The organism is Paenibacillus sp. GCM10027630, from assembly GCF_042676305.1.
Lineage (GTDB): Bacteria > Bacillota > Bacilli > Paenibacillales > NBRC-103111 > Paenibacillus_S.
Genome location: NZ_JBHTGY010000001.1, coordinates 287184 through 298711, shown reverse-complemented (window position 1 = coordinate 298711; position 11528 = coordinate 287184). Strand labels below are relative to the sequence as shown.

At 45.0% G+C, this 11528-nt stretch carries 9 protein-coding genes; 2 read left to right on the top strand and 7 right to left on the bottom strand.

Annotated elements, in window-relative coordinates:
• Positions 1 to 52: 52 nt before the first annotated feature.
• The 5 genes from ACFQ0C_RS01285 to ACFQ0C_RS01265 form a co-directional block, all read right to left on the bottom strand.
• Positions 53 to 697 (bottom strand): hypothetical protein, encoded by a 645-nt coding sequence (locus ACFQ0C_RS01285; protein WP_379363189.1) that lies wholly within the window; start codon positions 695 to 697, stop codon positions 53 to 55.
• 4 nt (positions 698 to 701) lie between these two features.
• Entirely contained in the window at positions 702 to 1250 is a 549-nt protein-coding gene (locus ACFQ0C_RS01280; protein WP_379363187.1) for an RNA polymerase sigma factor, read from the bottom strand.
• Positions 1251 to 1668: 418 nt separating this feature from the next.
• A complete protein-coding gene (locus ACFQ0C_RS01275; protein ID WP_379363185.1) occupies positions 1669 to 2766 on the bottom strand; it encodes a citrate synthase in 1098 nt (365 codons plus the stop codon).
• 110 nt (positions 2767 to 2876) lie between these two features.
• Positions 2877 to 4691 carry an ATP-binding cassette domain-containing protein gene (locus ACFQ0C_RS01270; RefSeq protein WP_379363183.1) on the bottom strand — a complete coding sequence of 605 codons (1815 nt, stop codon included), beginning with the start codon at positions 4689 to 4691 and terminating at the stop codon, positions 2877 to 2879.
• A complete protein-coding gene (locus ACFQ0C_RS01265; protein ID WP_379363181.1) occupies positions 4688 to 5515 on the bottom strand; it encodes an ATP-binding cassette domain-containing protein in 828 nt (275 codons plus the stop codon). Before ACFQ0C_RS01265 ends, ACFQ0C_RS01270 begins: the two co-directional genes overlap by 4 nt.
• 98 nt (positions 5516 to 5613) lie before the next feature.
• On the opposite strand from ACFQ0C_RS01265, the gene ACFQ0C_RS01260 reads away from it, so the two are divergent.
• The gene (locus ACFQ0C_RS01260; RefSeq protein WP_379363179.1) at positions 5614 to 6198 is read left to right on the top strand and encodes a biotin transporter BioY; all 585 of its coding nucleotides are present in this window, start codon (positions 5614 to 5616) and stop codon (positions 6196 to 6198) included.
• 307 nt (positions 6199 to 6505) lie between these two features.
• Positions 6506 to 7255, top strand: coding sequence for an MBL fold metallo-hydrolase (locus ACFQ0C_RS01255; RefSeq protein ID WP_379363177.1), 750 nt, complete (start codon positions 6506 to 6508; stop codon positions 7253 to 7255).
• Between the two features lie 132 nt (positions 7256 to 7387).
• Here ACFQ0C_RS01255 and ACFQ0C_RS01250 read toward each other — a convergent pair whose 3' ends face one another.
• Together ACFQ0C_RS01250 and ACFQ0C_RS01245 are read right to left on the bottom strand one after the other, a co-directional pair.
• Entirely contained in the window at positions 7388 to 9211 is a 1824-nt protein-coding gene (locus ACFQ0C_RS01250) for an ABC transporter ATP-binding protein (RefSeq protein ID WP_379363175.1), read from the bottom strand.
• On the bottom strand, positions 9195 to 10949 hold the full coding sequence (locus ACFQ0C_RS01245; protein ID WP_379363173.1) for an ABC transporter ATP-binding protein: 1755 nt from the start codon (positions 10947 to 10949) through the stop codon (positions 9195 to 9197). The genes ACFQ0C_RS01250 and ACFQ0C_RS01245 overlap by 17 nt, the downstream gene beginning before the upstream one ends.
• Positions 10950 to 11528 lie beyond the last annotated feature (579 nt).

The following is an 11528-nucleotide window of genomic DNA, read 5'->3' as shown; positions in this document are numbered from 1 at the left end:
AAAAACCAAGAATCGGCTTTAGTTCGAAGCGAGATTCTTGGTTTTTGGCATCTCATTTTACTTCCACAACAATGGTTTCAAGCAAACGATTATCGATGTAAGGCAAAGGTTCTTTCAAGGTTAACACTACATCCCCGTACTGCTTTCCATCAAGCTCAACGACATAACGCCATACACCGCCTATGGGAAGCGCGAAATTGGTCCCAAACCGTTCTAAACCTTTATAACCACTGCTCGGCTTAGTAATTTCGAAAGGGGCTACCACTGTGACTTTCAGTCCTGATTTTATATGAATGGCATGGATGGTGAGTGTCTTTCCATACAGTTCTTCGAAAGGAGCCGTAAAATGAAAAATATACCCAGCCAGGCTGCCCGCGGTTAGTTCAGGTTCAGGGTAAACGGCGAACAACAGCTTCCCATGCTCGTAATATTCAGTTCGATCGATTGGAGCTTTGGTCATTTTTTTGAAAAAAGAAGCTGCTTGGGTTTGAGGCCAGTTGTTTAAATGGGATATTCCAAAAAAGAATAGCACGGCCAAAGTCAATGAGATAATGGCTGTTGCTATGGGGAAGCGCCTTGTACGCTTCGAATTCTGTACATTTCTTAAGACCTGATTCGTTAGTTCTTTAGTAAAATGAGATTGCGAAAAAGGAGAGGGAGTCATATGCTTCGCCCAATCCGGTTTATTTGGATCCATAGGTTCACACCTCCTTGCTGTTATTTTCGAGCAGAACGGATACTTTTTTCTTGGCCCGAAATGAACGGGATTTGACAGTACCTTCTGTAATTTGAAGCAGCTCAGCGATTTCTTTGATTGCCAGTCCATAATGATAATCTAGAATTAGGACTTCGCGGAATTTGCGCGGTAATTTCATAACTGCGATCCAGAGCTCTTGGGACTCTAATCGGTCAAATATTACTTTTTCAGCTGAAGGAGAGGCATCTTTGTATGAAAAAAGAGTGTCTATAAGAGTCACTTTTCTAATAAAGGAGCTTTTCAAATAATTCAGCGATTTATTTCTTGTGATGGTCAAAAGCCAGCTTTTCACACTGCATTCGCCGCGGAATGAATAGAGCCGGTTATAGGCTGACAAAAAAACCTCCTGCGAAATATCGTCCGCGGCATCGGCACGTTGGGTCAGGAAATAGGCGAAATTCCATACATCCTCCCCGAAAGTAACCATCAGGTCGCGCAATACCTGGTTTCTGTCGTAGCCGGATGCCAAATAATTTAAGTAATGCGGCTCCAATTTTATCACCTCTATAAAATAAGACCATTCACTTGCGATAAAGTTCCCAATCCAGACAATAATTTTTTCGAGAACATAAACCTCATCAACAGAGATGGTATCAGGACGATCAAAAAATAGGTTTTGGATGAAGGGGCGCTGCGAAGAGCACCTGGAGGGATTGGTACGGAACTAAAAGTTCCGCTATTCCATCAGCAGGCTCTAATTTAAGGAGATAGCGGAAGTGGGAATTCCGTTATGTTGGCCGAATTGGACGTTTATGCAAAAAAACAGAGGGGTAACGGAACTAGCGCTTCCGTTATCCCTCTGTTTTTTGGGCTTTATAGATGATAGAGGAACAATTACTTCCGCATTGCCCCTTCACTTCCGTGGACTTATTACTGGACGCAACAAGGCGTTTTTCTTGTTAAATGAGATGTTAGAGCTGCTCGGGCATCGGTCCTGTGTAGATGGATTGAGGACGGAAAATGCGGTTGATTTCTGCTTGCTCCAGAATGTGCGCAGTCCAGCCGACGATGCGAGCTGCTGTAAAGGCAGGCGTGAACAAGCTGGTTGGCAGCGCAATAGCCCGCATGATGGACGCCGCAAAAAACTCAACATTCGTATAAAGCCTACGGCCTGGTTTATATTCCTCAAGCAGCTTAATAGCGATTTTCTCTGTATGAACCGCTAGATCGAACCACGGGTCATTGCCGGACAATGCCTCCGTCACCTGACGAAGCGCTTCAGCTCGCGGGTCCCTGGTTTTGTATACGCGATGGCCGAAGCCCATGAGCTTCTCGCCGCGCTCAAGCACTTGACGTATCCACGCTTCCGCGTTGTCCTTCGTTCCGATGGCATCGAGCATGGCGATGACCTCGGACGGAGCGCCGCCGTGAAGCGGGCCTTTCATCGCGCCGATTGCGGCGCTGACAGCGGAAGCCATGTCCGATTGCGTCGATAGAACGACGCGTGAGGCGAACGTGGATGCATTCATCCCATGCTCCATGCCCAAGATGAGATAAGCATTCAATGCCTTAACATGAGCGGGGTTAGGCAGCGTTCCTGACAGCATGTATAGAAAGTTGGCCGTATGCCCTAAGCTCGTATCAGGCTCTATACAGGGAAGCCCAGATTGTTTCCTATGCCAGTAAGCAATCAAGGTAGGGAGCATTGCAGTCAAAGTGACAGCCTGCTCAACCTGTGGAGGCCAGCTGGGAGAATCGTCTGACATGGCTGCTACTGCCGTCTGCAAAACATTCATGACGGGCATTGAAGCAGGAAGTGCGTCTAATAAATTTCTGATAAAGTCCGGGAGCACACGATTCATCTGTAGATTCGAAGTGAAAGCTTCCAACTGCTCTTGATTCGGTAGAGAACCGAACCACAATAAATAAGCGGCTTCTTCATACTCCTTACTGATAGCCAGCTCCTTGGCCCAATATCCCCGGTACACCAAATGTCCTTTTTCCCCGTCAACGAGGCTTATATCCGTTTCTGCTGCTACAATTCCATCCAAACCTGTTACCTTTGCCACTGTAGTCACCTCTTAATCTTAGTGATCTAAGCATACTCCAATTTTATGATAAAGTAAATTTATATGTTTTTATATACTATATAAATATTTATTATCTAATTTTAGAGATTCTACCAATCACAAAAGATCAGAACAGCTAGTAATAGGAAGCCTGCTGTCAGGGTGTACAGATCCCTGAGGTGAAAGGGGATTTTATTGTAGGATAAACGCGAGATGCGTTTCACACGATACCCTCTCGCTTCCAAGGCAAAAGCCAAATCTTCGGCATGCTTCATCATCGATAGAATCAATGGAATCATGAATACGTGAGCATCACGTACTCTTATGGAGCCTTGCTTTACATCCGCTTTGCCTCTGGCTCTAGTGATTAGCGAAATTCGTTCTATTTCTGCAAATAGTATGGGAACGAATCTCAAGAGCAAAGAGGCGGAGAAGGTAAAGGCAGCAACCGGGATGCGAAAATACTCCAGAAAAGAAAAAGCCTGTTCGAGCCCGCGCTGCATCTTTGATCCGGTTGTTGTAAGAGCGAATAAAATGCCGAGCACCATGATCAACAGAAATATGGATAATTGCTTAGTAGTTTGAGCTGCTGAAATTATTGAAAAGTCAACTGCGGCAAGCTTTATCGAGTCCGGATAAAAGGTTAGAGTAAGCCCGGAAATAAGGGCTGAAATAAGGATAAAAAACAGGAATGGCTTCACAGGTTTTAGTAAAGCACCGATTGGCGCGCCTGAAAAGTACATACAAATACAGGTGATAATTGCAGCGGCACCAATACCATACCATTGATCTTGAATTAAGATTCCGCTGGATAGTAGTAAATAAAATAGCCATTTGGTGATAGGATGCAGCTGCTGCACGGCTGTTGAAAGGATGGATGTAAATGAAATACTTTTTGCCGACGGTGCTGTCGATTCAGGATTTAGTGATACATTTGCTGCGGGCGTTGAAATAGTATCAGCTGTTGGATCCGTTATCGAAGATTCTCTCGAAACCATGTATGCTGGGTCGGCTGAAGGCAAGCCTGTAGTCGAGCTGTGCTCCAGTGATTCACAAGTTGTGGAGCGCTGACGGATTTGCCGGATGATGGCGTCAGCGGTCTCATCCGGGGTTATTGGCGTTCCGGGTAATGGTATTCCTTGCTCCAGCATAATGTTAGCAATCTCAACTGATGTAGGCAGACCTATCTGCGCTTTAACCAGGATGCCCGGATTGTCGCATAGCTTCTTTGGAGTCACATCAGCGACCAGGGTGCCCTTGTGCATCACGAGCACACGATCCGCAACAGGAAGAAAGGTGTCAAGGTCATGGCTGACGAGGACGATACCACCCTTGTCAACCCTTTTATGGATATCAATAGCATCCAGCAGATGAGGAATGCTTAAAGGATCGATGCCTGCCGTTGGTTCATCCAACAGCAGCCATTCCGGCTTCGTTGCTAGGCTTGTAGCGATAGCTACCTTACGTTTCTGCCCATCAGATAAGGTAAAGAAGGATTCGCTTAGAAGCTCCTCTGGAAGCTTCATTCGATTCATTGCTTCGTTTATTCTTGCGGCAGTCTCCTGCTTAGACAAACGCAGAGGGCGCAGGGAATATAAGAATTCTTTGAGGATGCTCTCGGCAAACAGCTGCCGCTCCGGATATTGGAACAGGACGCTCATCTTGAATTTAATAGCGTTGTTCATCCGTTGGCCGTTCCATAAGGATTTACCGTCATAGGAAATAGTGCCTGCTTGAAGCGTGATCAATCCAGCGATTGCGTTCAAGAAGGTTGACTTTCCGGAGCCGGTTTGGCCGGCTATGAGTGTAACGGTACCTTTTTGCAAGCGGCAGTTGATATTTGTAAGAATAGGCCCGGGTTCAGAACGATTATTTTTATTGCTGCTATTCGGCTTGCCCACAGTTAGTTGCTCAACGTTTATCATAAGTGAACACTCACTATCTTCCCTAGCTCGGCTGGAGTTACCGGCAAAGAGTCAAGCTTAAAGCCTTTATTTACTAAGGACAGAGCTACCTGAACCGTATAGGGAGGGGCGAACCCCAACCGATCACAGAAGCTTTGGTTATGTTCGTCTGTTTGGTAGAAGAAATCCAGAGTGGACCCGTTGTATGCGACTTTACCTTGGTCCAAGGCTACCACTCGTTCAGCCCAAGCGAGCTCATCCATCCATTGAGTAATCCAGATAATGGTTTTCCCTTCACGGTGAAGCTCCTGTGCTACCTGTATTATGTTTTGACGGGACCGAGGATCCAGCATGGAAGTAGCTTCGTCGAACAGGAGGGCAGCGGGATTCATACAGAGGCAGGAGGCAATAGCAAGCAGCTGCTTCTGTCCTCCCGAGAGCTCGGCAACCGGTCTGTCGGCCAGAGCCTCAAGGCCAACTTTTTGGAGCGCTGTCTGAGCTCTCAAATGCATCTCAGGTTCAGCTATACCGTAATTTTCCATCCCGAAGCATACATCCTCATAAACCGTCTCACCAATGACTTGGGTATCGGGATTCTGAAATACAAGCTGAATTGGAGGCTGTTCGGGTATGTTAAAGTTGACTTCACCGGATGTTGCGGGAGTCAGCTTGGCAATCAGCTTAGCCAATGTGCTTTTACCGCTTCCGTTGGTCCCGGCAATGGCGACCCATTCTCCTCGGCGTATAGTCAGGTTAACATCTTGCAATATAGCTGGCGCTTTCTCGGCCGATGCATAGGTAAAAGAAACATGTTCAAGCTTAATTAAATGTTCTCCAAAATTCATTGAATTTTACTCTTTTCTATATGATTGGTTTATGCTAGAATATCAATTGTCAACTAAGGACTCACAAATTAGGTTAACAAATAAAAGGAGATTATGCAATGAAAATGAAATTGAGTTTGCGTGGTATGGTGTTCAGCGCCTTGTTTGCAGCTTTACTAGTCGTATCGAGCTTTTTGAACATCCATTTGGGATTTACGCCTGTTCCTATCAGTATGCAAAATCTGGCTGTAATGCTGGCCGGCGCTGTATTGGGACCGCTGTATGGATTTTTCAGCATGGCATTAGTTGTTGTATTAACCGCTATAGGTATTCCATTGCTGCATGGAAGCGGCGGGCTGGCTTTGATTCTGGGACCGACCGGCGGATTTATTTGGGCTTATCCCTTTGCGGCTTTGCTGATCGGGTGGGCGGCCAAACGTATTAAAGGTCAAGGCCCCTTGGCATTTGTATCTTTATTTATTGTTTTAGAATTGTTTGGTTCTTTGCTGCTGTATGTTTCCGGGGTACCGTGGCTTGCCCATGTTGCAAACTATTCCTTGCAAAAGGCTCTGGCTCAAGGATGTTATCCTTATTTACCGGGCGATGCAGTTAAAGCGGTTGTTGCTGCGTTGATTGTTATCCCGGTGCGTAAAGTGTTCCCGATTGCACGAATTACAGGATTAAACGATACGAAGGCGGCTTAATAGTTGTTGGGTCTGTATGTATAACGAATATAGCATGTGAAACAAGAATTCGAAAGTACATACTCTTTGGCAGCCCAAAGACGTAAAAACCAGTTCACTCCTATGTAAATGGGGGTGAACTTTTTTTCATATATAAAATTTATGAAAAGTATGAAATATCGTCAGAATGCCATTAAATGGCTAGTTTTAAATATTTATATTGACAAAAAGATAAAAATATGATATAATAAAGTATTTTTTGACATTCAATCCCCTTGTAGTTATGATAAGGTTTATAAACATAACTCAACCATTATGGAGGTATAGGATGCAAATCGCCAACGGAGTAGAGATGTTAGAGATTTCAGCAACTGTGATGGGGAAGATGGATGTTATTCATCCAACATTGATCTGGGACGAGGATACGGCTGTTTTGGTGGACACCGGTTTTCCTGGCCAAATGCCATTAATTATAGAGGCGATGGAGAAGGCCGGGGTACCCTTCAAGAAGCTTAACAAAATCATTATGTCCCATCAAGATCTGGATCATATCGGAAGCCTGCCAGCTATTCTGCAAGAGTCATCGCAAAAAATTGAGGTTCTGGCGAATGAAGTGGAGAAGCCTTATATACAGGGCGATAAACGGCAGGTGAAAATAACACCGGAGGCTATTACTCAGGCGTTGCAATCATTACCTCCTAATGTGCCTGAGGAGTGGCGTACTGCCTTTAAAGCCGTGCTGGAAAATCCGCCAAAGGCGAGCGTGGACAGAACAATTGAAGATGGAGAGGAATTGCCATACAACGGGGGGATAATCGTCATTAACACACCTGGTCATACTCCCGGGCATATCTCCCTATATCATAAAAGCAGTAAAACTTTAATCGCAGCGGATGCTTTGGTCATAGTTGATGGGGAGCTGCATGGATCGCTGCCCCAGAATACGTATGATTTGAACTTAGCCGCTTTGTCGATCAAGAAGCTCACCGATTACGATATTGAATCGGTAATTTGCTATCATGGCGGTCTTTACAAAGGAAATGCTAACCGACGTATCGCAGAATTAGCCAATCTGTGAGGGCGAGTGAAGAGTATATGTTCGTGATTACAACGGCTATCTCCCACTTCATGTACAAGTGATCTGGGGGCGCATAGTAAAGAACCTGGCGGTGAGGTTACCTCCAGGTTCTTACTGATGCGATTTACCGGATTAAGCGCCCTGTATATGCTTTCCTTGAGAGTAGCGGTACAGCTGCTCGTAATAGCCATGCAGATCCAACAGATGCTGGTGGCTGCCGGCTTCGACGATTTGTCCCTGCTTCATAACTATGATGCGGTCGGATTGCATGATGGTCGACAGACGGTGGGCGATAACGAGAGTGGTTCTGCCTTCTGATACGACCTGCAATGCAGATTGCACGAGCTGCTCGGTTTGTGAATCCAGGTTAGCGGTCGCTTCATCCAGAACAAGAATTTTGGGCTGGAACACGACGATTCTTGCGAAGGAGATTAGCTGTCGTTCTCCGGCGGACAAGCCGCTCCCGCGTTCCGACAGCATGGTGTTATAGCCGTCCTTCAGCCTGGAAATGAGCACATCTGCGCCGACAAAGGTACAGGCATCGATAACCTGTTCGGTTGTAATGCTTTCATCGAAAAGCCGGACATTATCGATAATAGTGCCGGAGTACAGAAACGGCTCCTGCTGGACAAGACCGATCATACGGTGCAAAGTGCTTTGCGGGATGCTGCGGATATCGGAGCCATCGATCTGGATGCTGCCTTCCCTCACATCATAGAACCGGCAGAGCAGGCTCATCAGCGAGCTTTTTCCTGCACCGGTCGTTCCGACAATTCCAATCATTTCACCGGGTTCAATATGAAGGTCGAGATCAGAGATGACGGTGTTATCATCGGAGTAACCAAACTGAATATGGTTATAATCAATGCGGCCTTTCACAGCTGATAGATCAATTTGTGCAGGTGATTTGTCATCTTTAATTTCTGGCTCGATTGTAAAAAGCTTATACAGCCGATCCATAGATACGGTAGTAGACTGCAGGGTGCTCCATTGCTGGGAGATGTTGTTAATCGGTTGAAAAAACTGCCGGATATAGGTGATAAATGCATACAGCACACCAAATTCAATCGAATGGTTAAACACCGCCATACCGCCGATATACGTCAAGAATGCTACAGACAGATTGCTCAAAACATCGAAGGAGCGGTTGAAAAACACGTTGGTACGCACTTCCCGCAAATTAGCTTTGAAGTAGCTTCGATTGCGATCCATAAATTGATTTTCCTGTTCCTTTTCCTGGTGGAACGCTTGGGTTAAGTTCATGCCGGCCAAATTCTCAGCTACAAATGCAACCAATCGGGACAGCCGTGTGCGGGTGATTTGATACGTCTTACGCATATAGGAGCGAAAGCCTATCGCTATACAGGCAATAATCGGGAGTATTATCATACTGTAGCCCGCCAGTACCGGATCCAGGTGAAACATTAGAATAACGATAAAGATTAAGGTCATACCGTCGCGAATCAGACTTAGGAACACTTGATTGAAAAATTGATTCAATGTTTCTGTATCGCTGGATACGTGGGTGACTAAGCTGCCGCTATGAAACCGGTCGAAGAAAGACATATTCAGCTTCGTAATATGCCCGAACAAATCTTTGCGGATACGCGCGACGATGCTTTGACCGGTGAACTGCAGCAAATTATTTTGCAAATAGGTGAAGCCGAAGCTGGTTATCGCTAATACTAAATAAATGCCGCCTAAGATCAGCAAGAAGCTGAAGTCGTTATTGCCCGTCAGTAGATTGTTATCGATGGCAATCTTCACCAGGTAGGGCTGCAGCAGATCCGCGGCAATGGCGAGCAGCGTACAGAAGAAGATCGCAATAAACTTGGAACGATGAGGTTTGGCATATCCCAGCGTAAAACGAAAGGCAGCCCGCCGATTCTCCTTACTGACATGATAGCCGCTGCTGATTTCTTCCTCTTGCTTAGTCTTGTTACTGTCCTTCGGCATATCGGGTCCCCTCCTCTTGAATAGCATATAGGGAAGCATAGATGCCGTCCTCTGCCAGCAGCTGCTGGTGTGTCCCTTGCTGTACTATCTTGCCTTCATCCAGCACGACAATCATATCTGCATGCTTGATAGCACTAATTCGATGAGCGATGATAATAGTCGTTTTATTTTTGCGGCTTAATCGCAGATTTTCAATAATTTTAGTTTCTGTGACCGCATCTACGGCGCTTACGCTGTCATCCATAATGAGAATAGGTGCATTTTTTATAAATCCCCGAGCCAGACTGCTTCTTTGCCTTTGTCCGCCTGATAAAGTGAAGCCTCTTTCTCCGAGCTTGGTTTCGAACTGATCGGGAAACTCCAGAATATTATCATAAATCTGTGATTGCTTGGCAGCCAATTCAACAGCCTCAAGTGAAGAGTCGCGTTTGTAAAAGGCAATGTTGTCGCGAATCGTTGTACTGAATAGAAAACCGTCCTGTGGTACATAAGCAATTTGATTACGCAAACTTTCTAATGTAGCGTTATGAATGTCCTCATTTCCAAATTGAAGAGTTCCTTGCGGCGGATCATAGATCCTAAGCAGAAGCTTGACGAGTGTCGTTTTCCCGCTGCCGGTTTTTCCGATGATGCCCAAAGTTTTGCCATGCTGAATGGTCAAATTAATGTTGTGCAGCGCATCTTGGGTTGAATTAGGGTATGCAAACGTTAAACCTTTCATATGTACGTCTGTATTTTGCAGATTCAACGCTTTAGCTGTCGGGGACTCGACAATATCCGGCTGTACAGATAACAGATTGTTCAAACGATCGAGAGAGGCGCGGGCACGCTGCATAGCATTGATAACGTTGCCAATTTGCTGCAATGGGTTCACCATCATCCTTAAGTAGAGCGTTAATGAAACAAAATTGCCTAGTGTGATTTCATTATGAATAGTCAGGTATCCGCCAAATACAATAGAAATAATGAGAGATAAGGCACCTAAGAAAGGCAGCAAAGCTTGAAATATCGATGTTATTCTTACTAAACGAAGCTGATTTTCGAGAATTTGGTCGACTGTTTTTCCAAAACGGCTTCTCATAATCGGTTCAACTGCGAATTTCTTCGTCACCCTGACTCCACCGAACTGTTCCTCAGCCGATTCCGTCATTTTTGCTAATGATTCTTGAACCTTGGTAGATCGTTTTCGAATCGATGGGCCGAAGTAGATAACGGCAAAAGGGATGATCAGAAGAGGAAGAACGCAGACTGCAATTAAATAGAGGGGGATATTGCTGATAACCATCATTATGATGACTGAGATAAGTAGAATGACGGAGTTAACGGTTTGGTTTAAGCCCATCGACATAGCTTCACGCACAGCTGTTACATCATTCATTACAAAGCTCAGCAGCCTGCCGACGCCATTCTTCGAATAATAGCTCTCGCTCAATGTTGTGAAGTGATTGAATAACTTTCTTCTTGTGTGAAATTCAAACCTGCGGCCTAATCGCATTACCGTATACTGTCCTACCCCGAACAATATTCCGTACGCAAGTCCGATTGCCAGCAAGATGAGACTGTACTCCTTTATAATGGCTTGAGTAATTCCTGCTGCCTGCAGATGATCGGTGAAATTTCCAAGTACTTTGGGGTAATAAGATTGAATAATGTTGGCTGACGCCATGAACGATATTGCCGTAATGTACATTAACCAATGAGCTTTCATGTAATCTTTGAGCAGTGTTTGAGCTTTCAATGGCATCCACATCCTGTAAATTTAATCGTTTCCAAAAACTAATTATACTTCGCTTGCCTGTTTATTTCACCCGCATTAAGCATGGTGTAGCAGTTGTATTCCCTTTGATATCGTTTGATATCCCCGGTATTGCTGTGTAATAGGTGTTTATCTTCCGAATGCTCACGCTTAAGGCCCATTCTTCAAGGATTCTTAAATTGGACTTTGCGTATCTTCTATATATAGAAGTGATAAATGAGCAGGGCGATTCCGTGTAACTTAACTTTTAATGCTATTATCAGTGTTGGAAGCATTGGAAATTTGTTAGTGATGACTTTGCTGATAGATTCATAGTATACTCATTCTCGTAGCAAGCGAGCAACACAAGCTGAACAAGACGAGTTGCCGAACACAATATCCGACGAAGCAAAATAGACGCCGCATTTGAATGATTGTTGCAGGATGAACAATTAGAATAATGAGGTGCTTTGCTATGGCTGCTACTGAAATTCCACTGTAAGGCAGCGTTGGGAAATTGTTATCGATGACTGGTTGATAGATTCATAGTATACTCACTTAGGTAGCAAGCAAGCCACATGA

What these genes read in the sequence shown, in the direction of transcription:
- ACFQ0C_RS01270 (WP_379363183.1), bottom strand. Translation starts at nt 4,691, where the DNA reads ATGATAAACGTTGAGCAACTAACTGTGGGCAAGCCGAATAGCAGCAAT.
- ACFQ0C_RS01255 (WP_379363177.1), top strand. Translation starts at nt 6,506, where the DNA reads ATGCAAATCGCCAACGGAGTAGAGATGTTAGAGATTTCAGCAACTGTG.
- ACFQ0C_RS01250 (WP_379363175.1), bottom strand. Translation starts at nt 9,211, where the DNA reads ATGCCGAAGGACAGTAACAAGACTAAGCAAGAGGAAGAAATCAGCAGC.
- ACFQ0C_RS01285 (WP_379363189.1), bottom strand. Translation starts at nt 697, where the DNA reads ATGGATCCAAATAAACCGGATTGGGCGAAGCATATGACTCCCTCTCCT.
- ACFQ0C_RS01260 (WP_379363179.1), top strand. Translation starts at nt 5,614, where the DNA reads ATGAAAATGAAATTGAGTTTGCGTGGTATGGTGTTCAGCGCCTTGTTT.
- ACFQ0C_RS01265 (WP_379363181.1), bottom strand. Translation starts at nt 5,515, where the DNA reads ATGAATTTTGGAGAACATTTAATTAAGCTTGAACATGTTTCTTTTACC.